Source organism: Luteibacter sp. UNCMF331Sha3.1, from assembly GCF_900109915.1.
GTDB lineage: Bacteria > Pseudomonadota > Gammaproteobacteria > Xanthomonadales > Rhodanobacteraceae > Luteibacter.
In genome coordinates this window covers 1-24,095 of the sequence record NZ_FOBU01000003.1, presented here as the reverse complement: position 1 = coordinate 24,095, position 24,095 = coordinate 1, and the positions used below count along the sequence as shown (strand labels likewise).

Here is a 24,095-nt window from a genome sequence, read left to right as displayed (position 1 = left end):
CTCAGTGGGGCCAGGTGTCGTTCGTACGGTCCCGGTCCGGGATCCGGTGATCGGGATCGATCCGGGCACGGACGATCCGGCGCCCGCCGGGCACGGTCACGCCGAAGCTCGTGTGCTGCTGCCACGTCTCCACGGGTACCCGGATGTCGCGGGTCGACCCGTCGTCGAAGGTCACGCGCAGCGTCGCCGGCATGACCAGCCGGTCCCGATTCTCCACCGTCACGGTGTCGCCGTCGACTGCCGTCACGGCCATGTCGAGCTGCCAGTTGTTGGCGAACCAGCCGCGCCAGAACCACGACAGGTCCTCGCCCGCTTCGCTTTCCATCAGACGGAAGAAGTCCGAAGGCGTCGGGTGACGGAATGCCCACGTGGCGATGTACTTGCGGAACGCGGGATCGAAGCGCTCCGGCCCGACAATCTCCTCGCGCAACAGCACCAGGCCGAGGGCGGCCTTGAAGTAGGTCGCGGGATGCCGGTATTTCTCCTTGACCATATCGGCGCCGATCAGCAGGGGCGGCGCATCGGGATCGGCGAGCAGCGGCAGGATCTCGTCCACCGGGTTGCCGCCCTTCGGCGCGTATTCGCCGTCGCGCTTCGGCGCGAACTCGCCATGGTTGAAGGCGTCCGCTTCGTACACGTCGATGAAGGTGTTGAACCCTTCGTCCATCCACGCGTTCCGGCGCTCGTCGCTGCCCACGATCATCGGGAACCACGTGTGGCCGATCTCGTGGGCGGTGACCATGTGCAGCGCCTTCGCAGGCGCCTTCATCGGATCGAACACGATGCCCGGATACTCCATGCCGCTCGCGGCGGAACCCGCCTCGTTGATCGCGACGGGGTACGGATACGGGTACCACTTGGTCGAGAAGTGCTCGACCGACGCCTTGAGGTATTCCGTCGAACGGCCCCAGCTCTTCTCGCCGACGCTTTCCACCGGATACACCGACATCGCCAGCGCCTTGCGGCCCTCCGGCAGGTTGATGCGCGCCGCGTCCCACACGTACGCCTTCGATGCGCCGAAGGCGACGTCGCGGGTGTTCTTCATGCGGAACTTCCACGTGAGCGTACCGCCCTGCTTCGGTCGGCTCGCCGGGTCGGTCACTTCCTGCGGCGTGCGGATCATCACCGTCGCGTCGCTCTCGCGCGCCTTCGCGAGGCGCTCGCGCTGCGTGGCGGTGAGCACGTCGTCCGGATTCACGAGCTCACCCGACCCGGCCACGATCATGTCCGAGGGAAGCGTGATGGCGTAGTCGAAATCGCCGTACTCGAGATAGAACTCGCTGTTGAGGTACGGCGCCGTGTCCCATCCGCGCTGGTCGTCGTAGACACACATGCGCGGATACCACTGCGCCATCTCGTAGATGGTGCCGTTCTTCGAGGGAGCGAAGCCGGTGCGGCCACCGAAGTCGCCAGGCAGATCGTAGGCGTACGCGATCGTGACGCTGACCTTGCCGCCGCGTGCCGCGACCGGTTCGGGCAGGCGCACCTGCATCCGCGTGTCGGCGACCACGAACGTGGCCGCCTTGCCGCCCTGCCCGACCGTGACGGACGCGATGCGGAAGCCGTCCGTGTGCCGCTTCTCCGCCTTGCCGCTCGTGAAGTTGCCGCGCGCATCGGCCGTGAAGCGGTTCTCGTCGAGCTGCAGCCACAGCACGTCGAGCGCGTCGGGGCTGTTGTTGGTGTAGTGGATCGTCGCCTTGCCGGTCATCGTGTTCTTCACCGGATCGAGCGTCGCGGCGAGGTCGTAGTCCGCGCGGTTCTGCCAGAACAGTGGCCCGGGCATGCCACTGCCCGATCGGTAGGCGTTGACCGCCTGCGGATACACGAAGGGCGCGAAGGTCTCGCGCGGATCGTAAGTGGCCGCCGTGGCAGCGAGCGTGCCGGCGAAGGCGACGGCGGCGAGCGACAGGCGGACGACGTTCTTGGTCATGGGGCGTACTCGATGGACGACCCCGGAGGATACGCGCGCCGCGCGGCACCGCTCCAGCCTGCCGGAAGTCAGGCGACATGGGGCGGCCGCACGAGGGAGGTCGACTTCGTCGGCCCCAGGACGCACTATTAAGCAGGTAGAACCCGCCGGTAACGACGACCGGCAGGCCTCATCCCACGCCTGCCGTCGGGGCAGCCATCCCTATGTATACCTTGCATCCGCACCGGGTATCCGCATATTCCCCACGTTGCACACATCGAGGATCCCACGCATGAAAATCGGTTTGATCGGACTGGGCCGCATGGGCGGCAATATCGCCCGCCGCCTGATGAGGGACGGCCACCAGACCGTGGTCTACGACAACAACGCCGACGCGCGCGCCAATCTGGCGAAGGACGGCGGCGAGGCCGTCGACTCCCTGCAGGCGCTGGTCCAGGCGCTGCCGTCGCCGAAGGTCGTGTGGGTGATGCTGCCCGCCGGCGAGATCACCGAGAACACCATCCAGACCCTGTCGGGCATGCTCGGCAAGGACGACATCGTCATCGACGGCGGTAACACGTTCTATAAGGACGATGCCCGCCGCGCCGAAGAGCTGGCGGCCAAGGGCATCCATTACGTCGACGTCGGCACGTCCGGCGGCGTGTGGGGCCTCGACCGCGGCTACTGCATGATGATCGGCGGCGACAAGCCGACGGTCGATCACCTCGACCCGATCTTCAGGACGCTCGCCCCCGGCGCCGGCGACATTCCGCGCACCGAGGACCGCGAAGGCCGCGACCCGCGCGTCGAGAACGGTTACATGCACGCCGGCCCGGCCGGCGCGGGTCACTTCGTGAAGATGATCCACAACGGCATCGAGTACGGGATGATGCAGGCCTTCGCCGAAGGCTTCGACATCCTGAAGAACCGTAACGCGGCGCACCTCCCGGCGCGCGAACGTTACGACCTCGACGTGGCCGACATCGCCGAAGTCTGGCGTCGCGGCAGCGTGGTCTCCTCGTGGCTGCTCGACCTCACGGCGAGCGCGCTGGCGAAGGGTCCGGAGCTGGACAACTACTCCGGCTACGTCGACGACTCGGGCGAAGGCCGCTGGACGGTCAACGCTGCGATCGAGCAGGCCGTGCCGGCCGAGGTCCTCACCTCCGCCCTGTTCGCCCGCTTCCGCTCCCGCCAGGACCACACCTACGCCGAGCGCCTGCTCTCCGCGATGCGCATGGGCTTCGGTGGTCACATCGAGGGTCGTGGCAAGCCGCCGAAGGAAGGCGAGCACTCGTAAGCCGGCTTTTCAGGATGGGAGCCAGCCTGCTGGCTCCCACCACAACGCTTACGTCGACGGCTCGTCCAGCTCCCGCAAACGCTGGCGCCATCCTTCCGGCGTCTGCGGCTTGATGAACAGCGCGACGATGGGCAGGTTCGCCTCCTTCGTGCGCGCCTCGATGATCCGGACGCGCTCTTCGATCTCGACCGTCGTCAGGTGATCTTCGAACGCCGCCGACAGGGCGACCAGCACGTGGTCGGGCCCGACCTGTACGGTCAGCACGCCATTGACGGCCTCCACGCCGTCGACCTGGCCCGCGATGCCGCAGACCTTCGCCAGCAGGTTGGGCTGGGCGGGTTCGCCGATCAGCAACGCCTTGCTCTCCCGCGCCAGCAGCGCGGACGCCGTCGCGAGCACCACCGCGATGCCGATCGACGCCCAGCCATCGATGCGCGGATCGTCCAGGGCGTGCGACAGGTAAACGCCGAGCCCCGCGATGGCCAGGCCCAGCAGAGCCGCGCTGTCTTCGAACAGTACGGAGAACGTCGTCGGGTCCTTCGTGTTGCGGAACGCCTCGAAGTAGCCGAGCTTGCCCTTCTTGCGCTGGACGCTCTTCAGCGACAGCCACCACGACGAGCCTTCGAACAGCGCGCCGACCGCGAGCACGATGTAGTTCACCGTGGGATCGCGCAACGGCTCCGGCGCGAGGATGTGGTTGACGCCCTCGTACAGCGAAAAGCCCGCACCCAGCGCCAGCACGAGCAGCGCCACGATGAAACTCCAGAAATACAGCTCGCGCCCGAAGCCGAGCGGGTGCTGCCGGGTGGGTCGCTGCTGCGAACGCCGCAGGCCGTAGAGCAACAGCACTTCGTTGACGCTGTCGACGAGCGAGTGCACGCCCTCCGAAAGCATGCTCGAACTGCCGCTGATGGCGGCGGCGATGAACTTCGCCACCGCGATGCCGATATTGGCCGCGAGGGCCACGTAGACGACGAGTTTCGAACTATGGGCCATGAGGGCATCGTATCGCATGAGAATCGGGTGGGAGCCAGCCTGCTGGCGATGGGTGCTCGCCGCAAGCCCCCATCGCCAGCAGGCTGGCTCCCACCTGGCAAACAAAAAGGCCGCGCCTTGCGGCGCGGCCTTTTTGTTTGCCTCGCGGCGTCGCGAATTACTTCGCGAACAGGTGCTCGACGCCGGCGCGCTCTTCGCGCAGCTCCTTGTTGGTCGCGTCGATGCGCGCCTGCGAGAACGCATTGATCGCCAGGCCCTGCACGATCGCGTACTTGCCGTCCTTCACCGTCACCGGGTAGCCGAAGATCACGCCCGGCTCGATGCCGTACGAACCGTCGGACGGGATGGCCATCGACACCCAGTCGCCTTCCGCGGTGCCCAGCGTCCAGTCGCGCATGTGGTCGATGGCGGCCGACGCGGCCGACGCGGCCGACGATGCGCCGCGCGCCTTGATGATGGCGGCGCCGCGCTGCTGCACGGTCGGGATGAAGTCGCTCTCGTACCAGGCCTGGTCGACCTGATCGAGCGCGGCCTTGCCCTTGACGGTGGTCTCGTGGAGATCCGGGTACTGCGTGGAGCTGTGGTTGCCCCAGATCGTGAGCTTCCGGATGTCGGTCGAGTGCGAGCCGGTCTTCTCGGCCAGCTGCGACAGCGCGCGGTTGTGGTCGAGGCGGACCATCGCGGTGAAGCACTTCGGATCGAGGTCCGGCGCGTTCTGCTGTGCGATGAGCGCGTTGGTGTTGGCCGGGTTACCGACGACCAGGACGCGGACGTCGCGCTTGGCGTGGTCGTTGAGGGCCTTGCCCTGCGGACCGAAGATCGCGCCGTTGGCTTCGAGCAGGTCCTTGCGCTCCATGCCCGGGCCGCGCGGACGCGCACCGACGAGCAGCGCGTAGTCGACGTCCTTGAAGGCGACGTTCACGTCGTCCGTCGCGACCACGCCCGCGAGGGTCGGGAACGCGCAGTCGTTGAGCTCCATCACCACGCCCTGCAGCGCGGGCAGCGCCGGGGTGATCTCGAGCAGGTGCAGGATCACGGGCTGGTCCGGGCCAAGCATGTCGCCGGCGGCGATACGGAACAGGAGGGCATAGCCGATCTGGCCGGCTGCGCCGGTGACGGCAACGCGAACGGGTGCTTTCATCTTTCGACTCCTTTGGAATATCGCTTGGGGACTGACGATCAGGTGAGCTCGGCGAAGAACTCGACGATACGGGCCATGCCCTTGTCGAGCGCCTCGTCGGGGCAGGAATAGGAAATGCGCAGCGCGCGCGGCTCGCCGAAGGCCGAGCCCGGCACGCAGGCGACGCCCTTGGCGTCGAGCAGCGCGGCGCAGAAATCGACATCGGTTTCGATCGCGACATCGCCGTGCTTCTTGCCGAAGGCCACGGAGATGTCGGGGAACGCGTAGAACGCACCCTGCGGACGCGGGCACACCACGCCCGGGATCGACACGAGCGCGTCGTACACGCGGTCGCGCTTGGCGGCGAACTCGACGCACTTCGCCGCGGGGATGTCCTGCGGGCCGGCGAGCGCGGCGACCGCGGCGGCCGTCACGACTTCCGGCAGGCTCGTGATGTGATTCGAGTTGAGCGTGGTGACCGCGAGCGCGACGGCCTCGGGCGCGGCGATGAAGCCCACGCGCCAGCCCGGCATGCCGTAGGTCTTGGACAGCGAATCGACGAAGATCACGCGGTCCTTCAGCTCCGGCCGCACGTGCACGAAGTTGTGGTAGCCGACGCCGTCGAAGACCATCGTGTTGTAGATGTCGTCGGTGATGATCCACGTGTCGGGGTACTTCGCGATCACGTCGGCGAGCGCGGCGATTTCGTCGCGCGTGTAGACCATGCCGGTGGGGTTGGACGGGTTGTTGAAGAGGAACACGCGCGGCTTGCGCTGCAGGGCCTCGTCCAGCTGCGCCGGCGTGAGCTTGTAATGCTGCTCGGGCGGGCACGGCAGGATGTTGATCGTCGCGCCGACGATCTCGGCGATGTCGAGGTAGCTGGTCCAGTACGGCGCCGGAAACGCGATTTCGTCGCCTTCGTCGAGCAGCGCTTCGGCGAGGTTGTAGAGAATCTGCTTGGCGCCCACGCCGGTGCTCACGTTCGCGCGGGTGTAACCGATGAGGCCGAGCGCGCCGATGTGCGCGAGGAACGCGTCGACCAGCGCGTCGGGGCCGCGATTGCTGCCGTACTGGCCGGAGTCCTTCGCCAGCGCCTCGCGGGCGGCGGCGTACACGTGCTCGCCGGGGAGGAAATTGGGCACGCCGATCGAGAAACTGACGATGTCGCGTCCCTCGGCCTTCAGGCGTTTGGCCTTCTCGGCAATGACCATGATCGCGCTGGGCTTGGCGCGACCGATACGCTTGGCGAGCTGCGGCATCGTTTCCTCGACTTCGGGCGGGGCAAAGGCCGCCATTTTAACACGCGGTCGCACGTCTGGCCGCGCTGCCGCGCGGATCGCCAGCAGGCTGGCTCCCACCCGGGGCCCGCCAGCCGGGTAAAAGACGACCGATCGGCCATCCCCGCCACCCGACGGTTCGGTGGAAGCCAGCCTGCTGGCGATTCCCGGATACGAAAACGCCGCCATGAAGGCGGCGCTTTCATCGGACCGATGGCGGGGAAGCTCAGCGAGCGGCCAGCACCGTGTTCCATTCCTTGACCTTCGCGGCCTGTTTCTCGAGCAGGGCGTCCACGTCGCCGGAGACCTCCACCTTCTCGATGGTGTCGTCCTGGCGGATGGCGTCGACGACCTTCTGGTCCTCGGCGCTCACGATCTCGCCGAACACGCTGTGCTTGCCGTCGAGCCACGGCGTCGGGCCGTGGGTGATGAAGAACTGCGAGCCGTTCGTGCCCGGGCCGGCGTTGGCCATGGAGAGGATGCCCGGCTTGTCGTGCTTCAGGCTCGCATCGAACTCGTCGCCGAAGCGGTAGCCCGGGCCGCCGCGACCCGAACCCTCGGGGCAACCGCCCTGGACCATGAAGTCGGCGATGACGCGATGGAACGACAGGCCGTTGTAGTAGCCATGCTTGGCCAGATTGACGAAGTTGGCCACCGTCATCGGGGTCTTGTCGTCGTGCAGGCGCAGGTGAATGTCGCCCTTGTTCGTCTTCATGGTGACGTTGATGGTCATCGCGATTCCTGTAACTCGTTGAAAACCGGTCCGATCGCCGGCTGCGGCCGGATCCGGGGGGTTGCAAGGCTACCGAAGATGGCGCCCCGACCCCAAGAGTTCAAGCAAGAAGTCGTGACGAAGTTCAGTTCCCGGGCAACCCGAGGCCCGTCGCCGTGACCGGCCCCGCGCCGCGCGGGCGGGCATCGCGCACCGCGGCGTCTTCCGGCAGCGCCCTGCCCTCGGTCAGGTGCGCCCACGTCCGGTCCAGCGCCGCGTAGCCGAATGGCAGCAAGGGCGCATGACGGTCGCCGAAATCCGGAAACGCGAGGAAAGCGTCGAAGTGCTGCGCATAAGGCACCTTCCAGAACACCGGCGACCGGCCCGATGCGCGCAGCCAGCTAACGTAAGGGGCGGAACTGAAGGCCACGGGGATGAGGCCATCCTGCGCCCCGTGCACGACGAACACGGGCAGGCCGGCACGCGGCAGCGCGGCCATCGTGGCGTCGACGCCTTCGTGCAGCGCCCGCGCCTCGTCGCCGGTGCCCGTCCAGAGATCGCGCAGGCAGAGGTTGCCCGGCAGCGTCGGGTCGAGCGAGAGGTCCGTGCCGCCCGCAAGTGCGACACCGGCGCCGGGAGGCACCCCGGAGCCGTCCGCCCACCATGCGGCTCGCACGGCGGCGTCGGCTGGCCCCGCCAGCCCGTTCGCATGCTGCGCCCGGTACGAGAAGCCGCAGGGCATGTGGTTCGCCGGTCGCTTCAGATACGCGCTGGCGTAGGCGACCGTGACGGCGCGCCAGAGGTCGAGCGAGGTCGACGACGCGCCGACCTTCAGTGCGTCGTCCTCCCAGCCCGACGCGCGCAGCATCGCGAGCGCCTCGTCCGCCTGACCGGCCAGCGTGTTCGACGAGAGCCGGCCGTGCGCGCGAAGCGACGCGCAGCGCAGCGCCCATGCGGGTGGCGCGACATTCGCCACGCGCGCGAACGGCAGCCCGTCGAAGGCGGGGGCGGCCAGCGCGCACGGAAGGAACAGCGCCGCTTCGGTCGCGTAGTCGTAGAAGGGACGCGCGCGCGGCGCGTAGACGTTTGGCTCGAGTGCCACGACGGCGGCGAGGATGCCTTCGTCGTCGTCGCCCGCCGCGCGCAACACGGCACCGCCGCCATTCGACAGTCCCGTGGCGACGATGCGCGTGTTCTTCGCGGTGAACGGGGCGTCGTCGGGAAAGGCCCGGTCCAGCATCGCGAGGCCGAAGCGCGCCGCCTGCAGCACATGGCGACCCCAGTCGGCCTCGGGGTTGTCGCCCGAGTGCGCATGTTTCACGGCGATGCCGTCGCCGGACGAGAGGCCTTTCGGTTCGAAGTCGAGCGGCACCGTTCCCGCCGGGGCACGCGTACCGTCCAGCGCGACGCCGTTGCCATCGGACGGATCGAAGTACCCCGCCCCCGTCCCCTTGTCGGTATATGCGACCGCGCAGCCCCGCGGCAGGCCCCACCCACCGGCGAGGGCGATGGCCCCGTAGACGCCTCGCGAACCGGACGACGCGGTGACGACGAGACAGCGCGTGTGCCGGTCGAAATCGTCGGGCACCTGCACCATCACGCGATGGGGCGATGTGGCGCCGGGCAGCGTCGCGAACGCCGCGAATTCGCGCCCCGGCACGTCGGGGACGCGTCCATAGACCGTACCGAAACCGCCGAGCGGACCGAGATCGGCGATGCCCTTCCAGCTCGCCTGGATCGCGCGGCGACGCAGCTCGACGGGTGTCGGCGCCGCCGGATTCGCGAACGCGGAAGAGGTGCCGGCGAGACCGCGAAGGCCGAGCCCCGCGCTCAGCAGGTCGTCGCCGTGGCGATGCTCGGTGACGCGGACTTCGCCGAAGCGATCGGTAACGGGCATGGAGCCTTTCCTCGTGGCGGGCGCCGTCGCGCAGGAGAGGACACCGAGCGAAGCGGCGGCGATGACGGCCAGGGGGAAGATGCGTGACATCGGGCCACGATAGCAAGCACACCGGCCATCGCCATCGTACGAAAGGGCATGCGCACTCGACGCGGACGCGTTACGCCGCTACCGTCGGCGACGATGAATCGCATCCTCGTCGCCGACGACCATCCCCTGTTCCGCGCCGCGCTCAGGCAGGCGGCGGTCGCCGCCGTTCCCGACGCGATCGTCGGCGACGTCGCCGACCTCGACGCCTTGCTCGCCGCGCTGGGCGCGGAGCCCGACACCGATCTCGTGCTGCTCGACCTGCGCATGCCCGGAAGCCGTGGCCTCTCCGGCCTCGCGGCGTTGCGCGGGCAGTTCCCCGGTGTCGCGGTGCTGGTCGTGTCGGCGCACGACGAGCCATCGGTGGTGCGTCGCGTGATCGCCCATGGCGCGGCGGGTTTCCTGCCGAAGAGCGCCGACCCCTCCGTCATCGCCGACGCGGTGCGCGCCGTGCTGGTCGACGGTCACTGGCTGCCGCCGGACCTCGCCCGCGCGGTCGCGGCCCAGTCGGTCGACGCGGGCGACGCCGCGCTCGCCTCGCGGCTCGCGCGCCTCACCGAACAACAGTTCCGCGTGCTGTCCATGCTGGCCGAGGGGCTGCTCAACAAGCAGATCGCCGACCGGCTCGGCGTGCAGGAGCGCACGGTGAAGGCGCACGTCACCGCGATCTTCGAGAAGCTCGAAGTGCGGAACCGCACGCAGGCGGGCGTGCTGCTGCGCTCGCTCGACCTGGCCGATACCGGGCCGTGACGCCCGCGCCGCCGGTCCCAGGACCGGACTACGCGGACACCGGTACCAGCCGCTGCATCGCCTGGCGCATCGCCAGCGGCTTGAGCGGCTTGTAGAGCACCGTACCGCCCGCTTCCTGCAGCCGTGCCCGGAGCCCCGCGTCGCGATCCGCCGTGACGAACACCGTCGCGACATCGCCGAAACGCTCGCGCAGGATGCGCAACGCGTCGAGACCGGTACGCCCCGCGTCGAGGTGGTAGTCCAGCAGCAGCAGATCCGGCCGGGTCGCCGCGCCTTCGGGCGCGTGCAAGGCATCGACCGTCCAGCCGAACCCGCGCAGCAACGCCGCCGTCGCCGCGCGCGCCGCCGGATCGTTGTCGACCACGATGGCGTGACCCGTGGCGACCGTCGCCGGCAGCGCCACCGGGTTGGGCGCCGGCCCGGGCGGCGCCATGGGAGCCATGACGTGGAACACGCTGCCGCGACCGACCCATGAGCGCAGCCCGAGCGGATGTGCCATGAGCGCCGCCGTGCGCTCGGCGATGGCGAGCCCGAGACCGAGCCCCTCCCCCGCCGCGGAAACGCCGCGACGGAACGCCTCGAAGATGGTGTCGCGATCGTCGTCGGCGATACCCGGGCCCGTGTCCCACACTTCCACGCGCACGTGGTCGCCATCGCGACGACAGCCGAGCAGCACGCGGCCGCCCTCGGCGTAGCGCAACGCGTTGGCGAGGAAGTTCTGCACGACACGTCGCAACAGCTGCGGATCGGTCCGCACCCACGCGTGCGTCGGAACACAACGGAAACGGATACCCCGCTCGGCGGCGAGCGCGCGACCCTCCGCCGCGAGCGGCCCGATCACATCGGCCAGCGCCACGTCGACCACGCGCGGCGTGAGGCGGCCCCCTTCGAGTCGCGCGATGTCGAGCAGGCCGGCGAGCAGGTCCTCGGTGGCAGTCAGCGCGCCGTCGAGGTGCCGTGCCGTATCGGCATCGGCATGCCCCGACCTCAGCGCATGCGCGAACAGCTGCGCCGCATGCAGCGGTTGCAGCAGGTCGTGACTGACCGCCGTGAGGAAGTGACTCTTGGCCTCGTTCGCCTGACGGAGTTCGGCCGTCCGCTCCGCGACGCGCAGTTCCAGCGTCTCGTTCGCGCGGATCAGTTCGTCCTCGGCCTGGCGAAACGAGGTGACGTCGGTGAAGGTCGCGACGTAGCCGCCGCCGGGCATCGGATTGCCGCGAATCTCCACGACCGTGCCGTCCGGGAATCGCCGTTCGGCCAGATGCGGCGACCCGGAGCGCATCAGTGCGAGGCGACGCTCGACGCGCGCCGTCACGTCGCCGGGTCCGATCAGACCGGCGACGATGTTGTGCCGGACGAGATCCGCGGCCGGCCGTCCCACGCGAAGCAGCTCGGCGGGATAGCCGAAGAGTTCGGCGTAGGGCCGGTTCCACGCCACCAGCCGCAGCTCGGCGTCCACCACGCAGATGCCCTGGCTCATGGTCTGCAGCGCGGCACCGAGCACGCGCTGGTTGAAGCGGAGGTCTTCCGCCGCTTCGTCGACGATGGCCGCCACCGTGTCCAATTCGTCCTGCCGCTGGCGATGTACCACCTGGAGCAGCAGGCGCGCGGAGCCGGCGCCGATGACCCCGGCGAGCTCGTACTCGACCAGTGCCGCGAGCGCGCCGCCGGCCGCACCGCCGGATGCCGCGTCGACGAAGAGCGCGTGCACCCGCTCCGCGGGAAGAAAGCGCGCCGCCAGCGCACGCAGGTCGCCGACGTCGACACCGCCGAGCTCGGCGGGCGGCATCGTCACGCGTCCGTAGCGCGACGGCGCCACCAGTGCGATCGTCGCGAGGTTCGCACCGATGCCGAGCACCACCGCACGCCCCAGCCGGCTCCAGTCGTCGAGTCCGAACAGCCGGTCGGGCGCGAGCCACGCCACGCCGAACGGCCCCTCCGCCACCCATGCCGGCGCGGGCGCGACCAGCGCCGGCAGCACGACGTACAGCCACACGAGTGTGCCGACCGCGAGCCCCGCACCGACCGCACGCGCCCCCGTGCGCGGTCGATAGACCGCGATCAGCAGCGTCGGCGCGAGGCCGGCCAGCGCGGAGAACGAGATGGCGCCGATATCGGCGAGCGCGTCGTTGCCCGCGAGCATGCGGCTGTAGGCCCACGCGAGAAGGATCACCCCGAGGATGACGATGCGACGCTGCGTGATCACCTGCCCGCGCAGGTCGCCCCGCTCGTCGCGGCCCCAGCCACCGAGCACGCGCACGGGCGCGACGAAATGATTCACCACCATCAGGCTGAGCGCGAGCGTCGCCACCACGACCATGCTCGTCGCCGCCGAGAGCCCGCCGAGAAACGCGAACAGCGCCAGACCGCCCTGATCGCGCGACAGCGGCAGCGCCAGCACGTACAGGTCGGACGGCACGCCGAGCGGCGCCAGCGTCGCATCCCCCAGCCGCGCCAGCGGAAGGATGGGCAGCGAGATGAGCAGCATGTACAGCGGGAACAGCCACCGCGCCGTCGCGACGTGGCGGACGTCGCGACACTCCACCATGCCGGCATGAAACTGATGCGGCAGGGTGAACATCGCGAGCGCGCCGAGCAGGATCAGCGCCGGGAAACCGCTCGCGTCGTGCGGCATGGCGGCGGCCCGCGCGACCGCCGCCGGGTCCGGCGCCGCGCCGACGAGCAGGCTGCCGAGCGCGAGCATCGCGCCGAGCTTGAACAGCGACTCGAACGCCATCGCCAGCACGAGTCCCCGGTTGTGCGCCATCGCCGAAGCCCGGCGCGTGCCGAACAGCATGGCGAACGCCGCCATCAACAGCGCCACGTAGAGCGCGCTGTCCTGCCAAGCGGGCGCTTCGGCGTCGCGGCCCTGCGCCAGGAGGCCGTAACTCATGGCGACCGCCTTCAGCTGCAACGCGAGGTACGGCACGATGCCGATCAGCATCACCACGGTGACCAGCGCCGCGAGGCCGCGGTGACGCCCGAGGCGCGCGGCGATCAGGTCCGCCACCGACCCGGCGTTGTAATCGCGCGCCATGACCACCAGACGCCGCAGCACGCCCACGGCGAGCACGTACATCAGGATCGCGCCGACGAACGTCGGCGGCAGCCACCAGCCCGACCGCGACGCCTGGGTCACCGTGCCGTAGAACGTCCACGACGTGCAGTGGATCGCCAGCGAGAGCGCGTAGACGATGGACCAGCGCCGCTCGAACAGCGCCGGGCGGCGCTCACCGACCAGCGCGACGCCGAAGAGCATGCACAGCCAGAGCGCGGCGGCGAGGGTGACGAGCCAGGGGTTCATGAGTCTTCAACGCCAATCGCCGATCGTATCGGCGAAAGCCCGGTTACTTCAGCCCCAGACCGCGCACGGCGTCCACCAGCCAGCGCAACTGCACCCCGGCACGCGTGTCGTAGTTTTCCCCCGAGTAACCCCACCAGTCCCAGCATGCCTGTGGATTCAATGGCGCGAACACCGCGCGCGTCTGAGGATACAGGACGGCCACGTCGTAGACGTCCGCCCACCGGTTGAAGCCGGCGTCCTCGACGAACGCCTTGCCGATCAGGTCGACGTTCTGCTTGCAGCCGTGCAGCGCCACCATCACGCCGCAGGGCTTCCCGGCGAGGCAGTCCGGCGGCAGGTAGACGTAGCCCTTCGCGCCGAGGAACGCATCCTTGCCGTCCGGACGATAGGCGTCCTGGTCGAACGCGCGCAGTTCGCCCTTCGCCTGCCCGGCCGCGGTCGCCGGCTTGCCGTAGAGTTTCGCGAAGATCTCGCCGGCCGCGTCGAATCCGCAATGGCCCAGGAACGGCGAGACCGACTTGTCGCAGTCGTCTCCCTTCGCGCCGATCGGCAGGTTGTGCGCGAACGCGCGCTTGCCGTCGTTCTCCACGCGCAGGCGGGACAGCGCCGGATCGCCCTTCTTCAACGCGTCGTAGAAACCCGCCGAGGCATCGGCCACCACGGGTGCGACCAGCGCGTCCTGTGCGCCGTGCAACGCGTAGATGGTCACGCCGTCGAGCCTCGCGAGGGGACCGATCTCGCCCTTTGCCGCCCTGGCCCTGGCCTGCATGGCGAGCGCGGTCGCGTCGGGTACCGGGGTGCCCTTCATGCACGCCCCCAGCGCCGTTTCGAGCTTCCCGCCGGCACACCCGTAAGGACCGCCGGCCACCAGCGCCGCGCCATGGAACACGTCCGGATAGGCGACCTGCGCCTGCGTCGCCATGTACGCGCCCGACGAGAGGCCCGCGACGGTCACGCGCGACGCGTCGATCTTCAGGGCGGGCAGCGCCGCCGGCGTGTCCGCGGCGATGGCCGGACCCGCGGCGAGCGCGGCGAGCAAGAGCAGACGTTTCATCGGATTCCCCCTCAGAAGTTGTAACGCACCGAGCCGTAGTAATTACGCGGCATGCCGTAGTACGCCGTACGGATGTTACCGACGCTCGAGAACTCCTGGCCATCGGTCTTGTAGACCTTGTTGGTCGCGTTGCGCACACCGGCGCGGAACTGCCAGTGACCGTCGCCGGAGTCGAAGATGCCGAACGCACCGACCAGCGTGTACGCCTTCTGCGACAGCGCATCGTAGTTGTCGACGCTGAGCCAGGTTTCGGTGCGGTACGACGCGTCGGCACCGATGGTCAGCGCGCCGCCACCGACGTTGAACGTCTGCGTCGCCGCGAGGCGTGCCGTCCACTTCGGCGAGAACGGCACGTGCGCGTGGATGCGGGGGTTGTACTGCGGATTCGTCGGATCGAGGCGCGCGTCGTCGAAGCGGTCGTAACTGGCCTTGAGGTAGCCGATCTGCGTGCTGAGACGCGTGCCCTCGCCAAGCAGCGCGACGCCCTCGGCCTCGAAGCCGTCCATCTTCAGCTTGGCGGCATTGATCACCGGAAAGGCGAAGGTCGGCGTGAGCGAGCCCGGATTCTGGATCTCCGAGACACGCGCCTGGAAATCCTTGTAGTTGCTGTGGAACGCGGCGAGATTGGCCTGCAGGCGGTTGTCGACGCTGCGCAGCTTCAGGCCCGTCTCGAACGTCCACACGTACTCCGGATCGAACTCCGCGGTGCGCGTTTCCGCCACCGAATTCGCACGTCCGTTGAAGCCACCGGATTTGAATCCGCGACTCGCCGACACGTACCACATCGTCTGCGGATCGAACTGCTTCTGCAGGCTGACCGTGGGCGTCCAGGCCGTCCAGTCCTTCTCGCGGGCGAACGCGACCGTCTCGTTCAGCGCGGTGAGCGGTGCGCCCCAGAAGGTGCTGGTGGAGCGATCGTAATCCTTGTTTTCCTTGCTGTAGCGGATGCCGGCCGCGAGCGTCCATGTCGGCACGAATTCCCAGTTCACATGGGCGAAGCCCGCCCAGCTCTTCGTCGTGAGGTCGTCGCCGATGCTGCGCAGGAACGGGATCGTGCGGCCCGCGACCGCGAACAGATCGTCCGCATAGGCGTACTGCGTCGACGGCACGTTCTCGCGCAGGAAGTAGGCGCCGAACACGGACTGCACGTTGCTGCCGTTATCGAAAGCCAGCTGGAGTTCCTGGCTGAACTGCTTTTGCCGGAAGCCCACGAACACGTCGCCCAGTTCGAACTGGGAGGCGTCGATGTCGATGTACGACGAGCTGTCGAGCTTGCGGTAGGCCGTGATGCTCTTGAGGTTCCACTGGTCCGACAGCTTCCAGTTCATGTTGAGCGCCACGCCCTTGTGCGTGAGCTCCTGCCCGTCGCCCGGCGGAAACGACGTGCGGGTGTGGAAGTCGTATTTCTTGTCCAGATCCGGGCGCAGCAGCGTCACGGTGCCCCGCACGAGGTCGGTGCGCGTCAGCGGCGAGACCGGCTGGCCCAGCGTGAGGGCCGTCGACATCTTCGTGTAGTCGAGCGTCAGCACGCCGTCGAACGTTTCGGACGGGTGGAAGCGGAGCTTGGCGCGCACCGACTTCGTATCGTCGTTGTTGAAGTCGCGGCCGGCGAAGTCGTGCACGTAACCATCGTTGCGCGTGATCGCGCCCGCCAGAGACGCGGACCAGGCACCGTCGGCGCTGAGCGGGGTCGATCCGTAGAACCGGCCCTCCCGGCGACCGTAGTTGCCGAAGGTGGCTTCGACCGAGCCCTCGGGCGTCGGGCCCGGGTTGCGCGTCACGATCTTCACCGCGCCGCCCGTGGAATTCTTTCCGTACAAGGTGCCCTGCGGGCCGCGCAGCACTTCCACGTGGTCGACGTCGAAGAGGCTGACGAGCGCACCCTGGATGCGCGAGTAGTAGACATCGTCGACATACATGCCGACGCCCGGATCGAAGGTCTGCAGCGCGTCCGGCTGACCGATGCCCCGGATGAAGATGTTTACCGACGACGACGACCCGCGGCCCTGCACGATGTTCATGTTGGGCACGGCGCCCTGCAGCCCGTCGATGCTGGTGGCCTGCAGGTCCTTCATGTCTTCCGCGGAGAACGCGCTGACGGCGACGGGCACCTTCTCCAGCGACTCGTCGCGCCGGCGTGCGCTGACCGTGACCTCGGTCAGTTGCGTGGCCTCCTGCTGTTTCTTCGCGGCCTCCGTCGCCGGCGCGTTCGCCTGGCCGGCATCCTGCGCCATGGCGGGAAGCGCCGCGGCGAAACCCAAGGCAAGGCCGATCGCCAGCGTCAGCGGTGCGTGCTTCATGGACATCCCCCGATAAACCAATGAGCGACGCCCCCTCGGCGCCGAATGACATGCAGGATAGGAACGCGACGCGAAGGCGGCACTTGTACCTTGGTACAGTGCCCGCCCCCGTCGCGCGTGCGGATACTCGCCCCGACGACGGCCGCCGCGCCGTCCACGGGGATGAACGTTTCGATGGCATTGCTGATCGTGCTGGCCGCGCTGGCCTTCCTGATGCTGGTCGCGTACCGCGGCTACAGCGTGATCCTGTTCGCCCCCGTCGCGGCACTGGGTGCGGTGCTGCTCACCGATCCCGGGCTGGTCGCGCCGATGTTCACCGGCCTCTTCATGGACAAGATGGTCGGCTTCCTCAAGCTGTATTTCCCCGTCTTCATGCTCGGCGCCGTGTTCGGCAAGCTCATCGAACTGGCCGGGTTCTCGCGCGCCATCGTCGCCTGCACGATCGGTCTGCTCGGCGAGAAGCGCGCGATCCTTTCCATCGTGCTGGTCTGCGCCCTCCTCACCTATGGCGGCGTGTCGCTGTTCGTCGTGGTGTTCGCCGTGTACCCGTTCGCCGCGGAGCTCTTTCGCCAGGCGCGGATTCCCAAGCGGCTCATCCCCGGCACGATCGCACTCGGCGCGTTCACCTTCACCATGGACTCGCTGCCCGGCACGCCCCAGATCCAGAACATCATCCCCACCGCGTTCTTCGGCACCGATACCTGGGCCGCCCCGTGGCTCGGCACGCTGGGCTCGGCGTTCATCCTCGGCGCGGGCCTGCTGTATCTCGAACGTCGCCGCCGCGCCGCCGCGCTGCGGGGCGAGGGCTATGGCGACGACCTCGCCAACGAGCCGGCCGCCTATCCCGGCGACCGGCTCGCGCATCCGCTCGTCGCGCTGCTGCCGCTGATCGTGGTCGGCGTGTCGAACAAGCTGCTGACGCTCGCCATTCCGCGCGTGTATGGCACCACGCAGTCGTTCGCACCGAGCGTGGTCGGCAACGCCCCGCCCGTGGTGCAGGACGTCGCGAAGGTCGCTGCGATCTGGGCCGTGGAAGGCGCCCTGCTGCTCGGCATCCTCACCGTGTTCGCCTTCGCCTGGCGCGTGGTGTTCGCGCGCTTCGCGGAGGGCAGCAAGGCGGCCGTGGGTGGCGCGTTGCTGGCTTCGATGAACACCGCCTCGGAATACGGGTTCGGCGCGGTCATCGCCGCGCTGCCCGGCTTCCGCGTCGTGGCCGACGGCCTGCATGCGATCCCCAACCCGCTGGTCAACGAGGCCGTCTCGGTCACGGCGCTGGCCGGTATCACCGGGTCGGCGTCGGGCGGCCTCAGCATCGCGCTCGCGGCGATGGGCGACAGCTTCGTGCGCAACGCGGAAGCCGCGGGCATTCCGATGGAGGTGCTGCATCGCATCGCCGCGATGGCCTCGGGCGGCATGGACACCCTGCCCCACAACGGCGCGGTGATCACCCTGCTCGCGGTCACCGGGCTGACGCACCGCCAGTCGTACCGCGACATCTTCGCGATCACCGTCATCAAGACCCTCGCGGTCTTCGTGGCGATCGTCGCCTACTACGCGCTCGGGGTGGTCTGACCGGCGCGTCACACACCACGGAGGCAAGCCATGCGTTCACTGCTGTCGCTCATCGCCCTGTCGTTGTTCCTCTGCGGCCCCGTCCGCGCCGCGTGCGTCGATTCGGTCGTGCTCGTGCACGGCAACACGGGGAGCCCCTCCGACTTCCAGGCCACCCACGACCTCCTGCGCCAGCGCGGCTACGCCGAATCGCAGATCCTCGCGCCCGGCTGGGGCAACGGCCTGTGCGCCGCGTGCAACGACCACAACGGCAGCGAAGAGGTGCCGGTCGAGAACGCCATCGTCGATGCCCTCGCGTCGTCGTGCACGGGGAAGATCGACGTCATCGGCCACTCCATGGGCGCGACCCTCGCCGCCCGCGTGATCGACCGCATCGGCGCCTCCGGCTCGGTGAACACCTTCATCGGCATCGCCGGCGCCTTCCGTGGCCTGTACACCTGCGGCATCTACCCCTACAACGTGGCGAACAGCACCTGCGGAAGCTGGGGCCTGTCGATCGGCAGCCCCCTGCTGAACGGTCTCGCGGGCCACCGCTTCGGCGCGCGGATGTACTCGTTCAAGTCGTACTCGGACGAAATCAACTGCGCCACCGGCGTCTGCATCGTGTACGGCGTGCACACCTCCCAGATCCAGGGCGAGACGGCCAGCTACACCTTCCCGTACGGCCATTACGGCCTGCTCTGGTACACGGCGAGCCAGCAGGTCGGGCTGCTCTGAGCGGTCGGGGGGCCCCTGCCCCCCCTTCCAGCGCCCGCCGGTCCAGGCCCGGGCCGGGAAATTCGCCCCGCCGGCCGCGGAAAACGGCCCGCCGGCCCCCGGGACGGACGGTCATGCGAAAGTCTTTCTTTTCCTTTATAATCGGCGGCTTCCCACACCAAAGAGGTGCACCGGCTGAAGGCCGGCGCATGACGCATGTCGATCGAAAACCTGCGCAATATCGCCATCGTGGCTCACGTCGACCACGGCAAGACCACCCTCGTCGATCAGCTCCTGAAGCAGTCCGGCACGCTCAACGAGCGCACCGTCCTTGCCGACCGCGTGATGGATTCGAATGACCAGGAAAAGGAGCGTGGCATCACGATCCTGGCCAAGAACACGGCCATCACCTGGGAAGACAAGAAGAAGGGCGTCAAGAACCGCATCAACATCGTCGACACCCCGGGACATGCCGACTTCGGCGGCGAGGTCGAGCGCGTGCTGTCGATGGTCGATACCGTGCTGATCCTGGTCGACGCGATGGACGGCCCGATGCCGCAGACGCGCTTCGTCACCCAGAAGGCGTTCGCGATGGGCTTCAAGCCGATCGTCGTCGTCAACAAGGTCGACCGCCCGGGCGCGCGTCCGGAGTGGGTCGTCGAGCAGGTGTGGGACCTCTTCGCCAAGCTCGGTGCCACCGACGAGCAGATGGACTTCCCGATCGTCTACGCTTCGGCGCTGAACGGCTACGCCTCGCTCGACGAGAACGTCCGCGAAGGCGACATGACCCCGCTCTACGAAGCGATCATGCAGCACGCCCCGAAGCCGGACGTCGACCCGGAAGGCGCGTTCCAGATGCGCATCAGCCAGCTCGACTACAACAACTTCGTCGGCGTCATCGGCATCGGCCGCATCCAGCGCGGCACCCTGAAGAAGGGCATGCCGGTCGCCGTGATCGATCGTGAAGGCAAGAAGCGCCAGGGCAAGGTCGTGCAGGTGCTCGGCTTCCTCGGCCTCGAGCGCATCGAGCAGGAGTCCGCCGAAGCGGGCGACATCGTCGCCATCGCCGGTATTCCGGAGCTGACCATTTCCGACACCGTGACCGCGCTCGAAACGCCGGAAGCGCTACCGCCGCTGAGCGTCGACGAGCCGATGATCAGCATGACCTTCCAGGTCAACAATTCGCCGTTCGTCGGCAACAAGGATCTCTCGGGCGGCAAGTTCCTCACCAGCCGCCAGCTGCGCGAGCGCCTCGATCGCGAAAAGGTCCACAACGTGGCCCTGCGCGTGGAAGACGGCTCCGACGCCGACAAGTTCCTGGTCTCGGGCCGCGGCGAACTGCATCTCTCGGTGCTGATCGAGAACATGCGTCGCGAAGGCTACGAACTGGCCGTCTCGCGTCCGGAGGTCATCATCAAGGAGATCGACGGCCAGAAGATGGAGCCGATCGAAGAACTCGTGATCGACGTGGAAGAGATCCACCAGGGCGGCGTCATGGAGCGCCTGGGCATCCGCAAGGGCGACCTCAAGAACATGGTGTCGGACGGTAACGGTCGCGTCCGCCTCGAGTACGAGATCCCGGCGCGCGGCCTCATCGGCTTCCAGAACCAGTTCAAGACCCTGACCCAGGGCTCGGGCCTGCTGTTCCACGTGTTCAAGCATTACGGTCCGTACACGCCGGCGCCGATCGCCAAGCGCCAGAACGGCGTGATGATCGCCAACGCGGGCGGCACCACCCCGGCCTACTCGCTCGGACCCCTTCAGGAGCGCGGCAAGCTGTTCGCCGCCGAAGGCGACTCGGTGTACGAAGGCCAGCTCATCGGCATCCACGCCAAGGACAACGACCTCACCGTCAACGCCATCAAGCCGAAGCCGCTCACCAACATGCGCGCTTCCGGTAAGGACGATGCGATCCAGCTGACCCCGGCAACGAAGTTCACGCTGGAGCAGGCGCTGGACTTCATCGACGACGACGAGCTGGTCGAAGTCACGCCGAAGGAAATCCGCATGCGCAAGAAGCATCTGACGGAAGGCGATCGCAAGAAGGCGTCGCGCGGCATGTAAGCCACGCTGCATGGCGACGAAGAAAGGCCCGGAGCGATCCGGGCCTTTTTTTGTTCTATGCGGGAGCGGCCTTGGCCGCGATGGGTGCTTGCCGCGAGCACCCATCGCGGCCGAGGCCGCTCCCACACGAGCTCGCCGCTATAGCGGCTCCTACACACCCGCTTGCCTCGCGGGTCGGTGGAGCCATCGGCCGCCGCCCTCGGCGCGACTTGCGGAACCGAGCGCGGCGAGCGGATCAGGCCCGCAGGGGGCCGGCCCGGACGGCCGGCCGTTTTCGTCGAGGCAGGAGCCGAGTCTAAAAAACCCCGCTCGCCGCGCGGGTGCGTGAGCCATCAAACATGGCCGCGCAGCGGCATTCTTCCCCAAGCGACGGCGAAGCCCGGAGCGCCGAGGGCAGCGGCCGACGGCTCTTCGCGCTAACGCGAGGCAAAACGCGATGGCGCAAGCCGAGCCGTCTCTCCACCTTCACGACGAGCGACTGCCCCGGCTCGGCGAAGCCGATGTCCGTGGTACGACCGCGAGGATCGGCGGTCGCCCGGCGAATCTGCACCGGGGCCGAGGCCAGCCTAGGTGGAAAACGTGAACCACGTCTCACTCGGCCGGTCCGCCGCGATCGGCACGAAGGTTGTTCTCGGCTACCAGCTTCATCAGCAGATCGATCTGCTCCTGCTGGCGGGCGAGCAAGCTGCCCAGCTGGTCGGTGCGCAGCTGGTCGAGCTTGTCGTGCAGGCCCATGATCTCGATCTCGGCCTTCAGGTTGACCTTGTAGTCGTTCGTCGCGTCCAGTCGGTCCATGGCCGCCTGGCGGTTCTGGCTCATCATGATCACCGGCGCCTGCACGGCCGCGAGCATCGACAGCATCAGGTTGAGGAAGATGTAGGGGTAGGGATCGAACGGCTTGTGCAGCACGAAGGAGTTCACGCCTGTCCACAGCACCAGGATGGTGGCGAACACGATGATGAACGTCCACGAGCCACCGAAACGCGACACGTTGTCCGCCAGTCGCTCACCGAACGTCAGGTCGGAGCGGAAGACGGCATTGACATCCTCGGACACGAGCTTGCGCTGCGACAGACGATCAAGGAGGCGCTGCTCGGCATGACCGAGCTCGTGCAGGCCCTTCGAGAACCAGTGGCGTGCGGCATGCTCGGCGGCGGGATCGGGCGTGGTGGACATGGTGGTTTTCCAGCGGTGGCTACTGCCGCGAAAGCTATCACGCCATGCTGCCGCGAGCCTTGCCGGTGCTTCCCCTGGGTTGCATCGGGTCTGCCGGCTCGGCCGGCGGCGATTCACCCTCCACGCCGGCCCGGAAGCGTGGCAGATAGGCCGGAAACTCCCGCCGCACGAACGCGATGAGACCCTCGCGCACCTTGCAGCGCAGGTCGAACGACTTGCCCGAGTCCGTCGAGCTCATCAGGGCGCGGAGTTGCATCGCCTTGTCGTTGCTGTCGACGACCTGCAACACGCACACGCGGCCGTCCCATTCGGGGGCGCTCTTGCATAGCCGCTCCAGTTCGGCGCGCACGGGTTCCAGGGGCATGCCGAAGTCGAACCAGAGCATGACGGTGCCGAGGATCTGAGAGCTGGTACGCGTCCAGTTCTGGAAGGGCTGCTCGATGAAGTATTGCAGGGGCACGATGAGGCGCCGCTCGTCCCAGACCTTCACCACGATGTACGTGCTCGTGATCTCCTCCACCCTACCCCACTCGCCCTCGACGATGACGACGTCGTCGATGCGGATCGGCTGCGTCAGCGCGATCTGGATCCCCGCGATGAGGTTGCCCAGTACCGGCTTCGCGGCGAGACCGACGGCGAGGCCGGCGAGCCCCGCCGAGGCGAGCAGGCTCGCGCCGAACTGGCGCACGCCCGGGAACGTCATCAGTGCCACGCCGATGCCGAGCACGACCGTCACCACCATCGCCGTGCGGCTCAGCACGCGCACCTGCGTCTGCAGGCGGCGCGCATGGAGGTTATCTTCGAGATCGATGGGATTGAAACGCGACACCGTCGCTTCGAGCGCGCCCACGCAGCGCACGATGAACCACGTGCAAGCCGCCACGAGTCCCAGGCCGATGAGGTGTTCGGCGAATCCGATCAGCCTCGCGGGCTGATCCGGCGCCCCGCGGAATGCGACGAGCAGGAGCGCGAGCGGAAGGATCGCTTCGAGCGGTGCGTTGGCGCGTGCCACGATGCTCGCGCCCATCGGATGGCGCAGTGCGAATCGGCGCAGCAGGAACTGCATCAGGCGTCGGGAGAGACCCGCGGCCACGAGCGCGATGACGACGATCAGCGCGAAACGCGTCCACGGATGCGCGATGTCGGGCATCCAGTCGGCGATAGTCATGGGTGCCTAGCCTAGAGCCACGCATGTCCACGTTTTGTTGTGACGCAGCAAGCACGAGGTAAAGTGGCGGATGGACGACTGCCGCGAAGAACCTCACGCCCCGCGCTGCGAACCTCGCCTGTGCTTCCTCCGCCGTGCATCGGGTTTGCCTGTCCTGCCGAGGCACGAGATCGTGCAGAGCATTCCCAGGACCCTCGGAGCGGGAAGGTTCCTAGCGCGAGCGACCCTGCGCCATCTGCGCCGACTGCGCCCGGAACTCGGCCAGCATCTGCGTCTGCTGCTGGTCGAACTGCGCCATCCGCTCGACGCTCTCTTCCGGCGAGGGCGACGGGCGGTTGAGGTCCACGCTGGCGGGCGACGTGAGCGGGCCGGTGCCGAAGAAATGCAGCGTCATCGTTGCTTCGTTGATGTGCACCAGCGACAGGTTGTCGGCGGTGATGCCGCTGCGATGGCATGCCGCCGTCGACTGGAGCAGGCGCTGGTCGGAGGCCTCCGGCAACTGCGTTTTCAGCGCTTCGTACAGACCGTTCTGGGGATGGTCGGCGTGACGCGGGTCCAGACGCGGCGAGACGGCCATGGCAGGTTCGGGCGCTGTCGTCATCGGTGCCGCCGGGGCCCACGTCGGCGCGAGCGAGGTATCGGGTGCCGGCCGGGCCGGTTCGGCGGCCATCGTTGGCGAACGGTCGCGCAGCGTCGCGATGAACGCCTCGTTCTTC

Annotated in this window: 17 protein-coding genes; 5 read left to right on the top strand and 12 right to left on the bottom strand. The window is 68.2% G+C overall.

What is annotated here, in order from left to right; translation table 11 throughout:
• Position 1: 1 nt before the first annotated feature.
• Complete coding sequence (locus BMX32_RS15720; protein WP_089980460.1) at positions 2–1,930, bottom strand: M1 family metallopeptidase; 1,929 nt, start codon at positions 1,928–1,930, stop codon at positions 2–4.
• On the opposite strand from BMX32_RS15720, the gene gnd reads away from it, so the two are divergent.
• Positions 1,929–3,206, top strand: a complete 1,278-nt coding sequence (gnd, locus tag BMX32_RS15715) for a phosphogluconate dehydrogenase (NAD(+)-dependent, decarboxylating) (RefSeq protein WP_139206760.1) — start codon at positions 1,929–1,931, stop codon at positions 3,204–3,206. The two genes, BMX32_RS15720 and gnd, sit on opposite strands and share 2 nt — an antisense overlap.
• Positions 3,207–3,254: 48 nt before the next feature.
• On the opposite strand, the gene BMX32_RS15710 is transcribed toward gnd, so the two are convergent.
• From BMX32_RS15710 to BMX32_RS15690, 5 genes are all read right to left on the bottom strand, one after another.
• Positions 3,255–4,202 (bottom strand): cation diffusion facilitator family transporter, encoded by a 948-nt coding sequence (locus tag BMX32_RS15710; protein ID WP_244511579.1) that lies wholly within the window; start codon positions 4,200–4,202, stop codon positions 3,255–3,257.
• 157 nt (positions 4,203–4,359) lie between these two features.
• Entirely contained in the window at positions 4,360–5,343 is a 984-nt protein-coding gene (locus BMX32_RS15705; protein WP_089980452.1) for a malate dehydrogenase, read from the bottom strand.
• 38 nt (positions 5,344–5,381) lie between these two features.
• On the bottom strand, positions 5,382–6,581 hold the full coding sequence (locus BMX32_RS15700) for an aminotransferase class I/II-fold pyridoxal phosphate-dependent enzyme (protein WP_089980913.1): 1,200 nt from the start codon (positions 6,579–6,581) through the stop codon (positions 5,382–5,384).
• A gap of 244 nt (positions 6,582–6,825) precedes the next feature.
• A complete protein-coding gene (locus BMX32_RS15695; protein ID WP_089980449.1) occupies positions 6,826–7,332 on the bottom strand; it encodes a peptidylprolyl isomerase in 507 nt (168 codons plus the stop codon).
• Between the two features lie 124 nt (positions 7,333–7,456).
• Positions 7,457–9,208 carry a 3-hydroxybutyrate oligomer hydrolase family protein gene (locus BMX32_RS15690; RefSeq protein ID WP_089980910.1) on the bottom strand — a complete coding sequence of 584 codons (1,752 nt, stop codon included), beginning with the start codon at positions 9,206–9,208 and terminating at the stop codon, positions 7,457–7,459.
• Between the two features lie 183 nt (positions 9,209–9,391).
• On the opposite strand from BMX32_RS15690, the gene BMX32_RS15685 reads away from it, so the two are divergent.
• A complete protein-coding gene (locus BMX32_RS15685) occupies positions 9,392–10,045 on the top strand; it encodes a response regulator transcription factor (protein ID WP_089980446.1) in 654 nt (217 codons plus the stop codon).
• Positions 10,046–10,073: 28 nt separating this feature from the next.
• Here BMX32_RS15685 and BMX32_RS15680 read toward each other — a convergent pair whose 3' ends face one another.
• The 3 genes from BMX32_RS15680 to BMX32_RS15670 are packed head-to-tail and all read right to left on the bottom strand — an operon-like array spanning position 10,074 to position 16,703.
• Positions 10,074–13,349, bottom strand: a complete 3,276-nt coding sequence (locus tag BMX32_RS15680; RefSeq protein ID WP_089980444.1) for a hybrid sensor histidine kinase/response regulator — start codon at positions 13,347–13,349, stop codon at positions 10,074–10,076.
• A gap of 43 nt (positions 13,350–13,392) precedes the next feature.
• Positions 13,393–14,403: an extracellular catalytic domain type 2 short-chain-length polyhydroxyalkanoate depolymerase gene (locus tag BMX32_RS15675; protein ID WP_089980441.1), complete on the bottom strand. Its 1,011-nt coding sequence runs from the start codon at positions 14,401–14,403 to the stop codon at positions 13,393–13,395.
• An 11-nt stretch (positions 14,404–14,414) separates the two neighbouring features.
• Positions 14,415–16,703, bottom strand: coding sequence for a TonB-dependent receptor (locus tag BMX32_RS15670; RefSeq protein WP_089980438.1), 2,289 nt, complete (start codon positions 16,701–16,703; stop codon positions 14,415–14,417).
• 174 nt (positions 16,704–16,877) lie between these two features.
• Here BMX32_RS15670 and BMX32_RS15665 point away from each other — a divergent pair, with 174 nt between their 5' ends.
• The 3 genes from BMX32_RS15665 to typA all read left to right on the top strand — a co-directional run bounded on the left by BMX32_RS15665 (position 16,878) and on the right by typA (position 21,035).
• A complete protein-coding gene (locus tag BMX32_RS15665; protein WP_089980437.1) occupies positions 16,878–18,275 on the top strand; it encodes a GntP family permease in 1,398 nt (465 codons plus the stop codon).
• 30 nt (positions 18,276–18,305) lie between these two features.
• Complete coding sequence (locus BMX32_RS15660; RefSeq protein WP_089980435.1) at positions 18,306–18,992, top strand: esterase/lipase family protein; 687 nt, start codon at positions 18,306–18,308, stop codon at positions 18,990–18,992.
• Positions 18,993–19,187: 195 nt separating this feature from the next.
• Positions 19,188–21,035: a translational GTPase TypA gene (gene typA / locus BMX32_RS15655; RefSeq protein ID WP_089980433.1), complete on the top strand. Its 1,848-nt coding sequence runs from the start codon at positions 19,188–19,190 to the stop codon at positions 21,033–21,035.
• 591 nt (positions 21,036–21,626) lie between these two features.
• Here typA and BMX32_RS15650 read toward each other — a convergent pair.
• The 3 genes from BMX32_RS15650 to BMX32_RS18720 all read right to left on the bottom strand — a co-directional run.
• A complete protein-coding gene (locus BMX32_RS15650; RefSeq protein WP_089980431.1) occupies positions 21,627–22,211 on the bottom strand; it encodes a DUF1003 domain-containing protein in 585 nt (194 codons plus the stop codon).
• Positions 22,212–22,248: 37 nt separating this feature from the next.
• Positions 22,249–23,379, bottom strand: a complete 1,131-nt coding sequence (locus BMX32_RS15645; protein WP_244511578.1) for a mechanosensitive ion channel family protein — start codon at positions 23,377–23,379, stop codon at positions 22,249–22,251.
• Positions 23,380–23,590: 211 nt separating this feature from the next.
• On the bottom strand, positions 23,591–24,095 hold a 505-nt coding region (locus tag BMX32_RS18720; protein WP_089980429.1), incomplete at its 5' end, for a hypothetical protein.

Excerpts from the sequence above, each read along its gene's own strand:
- gnd (WP_139206760.1), top strand. The coding sequence starts at position 1,929 with ATGGGGCGTACTCGATGGACGACCCCGGAGGATACGCGCGCCGCGCGG.
- BMX32_RS15695 (WP_089980449.1), bottom strand. The coding sequence starts at position 7,332 with ATGACCATCAACGTCACCATGAAGACGAACAAGGGCGACATTCACCTG.
- BMX32_RS15645 (WP_244511578.1), bottom strand. The coding sequence starts at position 23,379 with ATGACTATCGCCGACTGGATGCCCGACATCGCGCATCCGTGGACGCGT.
- BMX32_RS15660 (WP_089980435.1), top strand. The coding sequence starts at position 18,306 with ATGCGTTCACTGCTGTCGCTCATCGCCCTGTCGTTGTTCCTCTGCGGC.
- BMX32_RS15705 (WP_089980452.1), bottom strand. The coding sequence starts at position 5,343 with ATGAAAGCACCCGTTCGCGTTGCCGTCACCGGCGCAGCCGGCCAGATC.
- BMX32_RS15665 (WP_089980437.1), top strand. The coding sequence starts at position 16,878 with ATGGCATTGCTGATCGTGCTGGCCGCGCTGGCCTTCCTGATGCTGGTC.
- BMX32_RS15720 (WP_089980460.1), bottom strand. The coding sequence starts at position 1,930 with ATGACCAAGAACGTCGTCCGCCTGTCGCTCGCCGCCGTCGCCTTCGCC.
- BMX32_RS15685 (WP_089980446.1), top strand. The coding sequence starts at position 9,392 with ATGAATCGCATCCTCGTCGCCGACGACCATCCCCTGTTCCGCGCCGCG.
- BMX32_RS15690 (WP_089980910.1), bottom strand. The coding sequence starts at position 9,208 with ATGCCCGTTACCGATCGCTTCGGCGAAGTCCGCGTCACCGAGCATCGC.
- BMX32_RS15700 (WP_089980913.1), bottom strand. The coding sequence starts at position 6,581 with ATGCCGCAGCTCGCCAAGCGTATCGGTCGCGCCAAGCCCAGCGCGATC.
- BMX32_RS15670 (WP_089980438.1), bottom strand. The coding sequence starts at position 16,703 with ATGAAGCACGCACCGCTGACGCTGGCGATCGGCCTTGCCTTGGGTTTC.
- BMX32_RS15675 (WP_089980441.1), bottom strand. The coding sequence starts at position 14,403 with ATGAAACGTCTGCTCTTGCTCGCCGCGCTCGCCGCGGGTCCGGCCATC.
- BMX32_RS15650 (WP_089980431.1), bottom strand. The coding sequence starts at position 22,211 with ATGTCCACCACGCCCGATCCCGCCGCCGAGCATGCCGCACGCCACTGG.
- BMX32_RS15710 (WP_244511579.1), bottom strand. The coding sequence starts at position 4,202 with ATGGCCCATAGTTCGAAACTCGTCGTCTACGTGGCCCTCGCGGCCAAT.
- typA (WP_089980433.1), top strand. The coding sequence starts at position 19,188 with ATGTCGATCGAAAACCTGCGCAATATCGCCATCGTGGCTCACGTCGAC.
- BMX32_RS15680 (WP_089980444.1), bottom strand. The coding sequence starts at position 13,349 with ATGAACCCCTGGCTCGTCACCCTCGCCGCCGCGCTCTGGCTGTGCATG.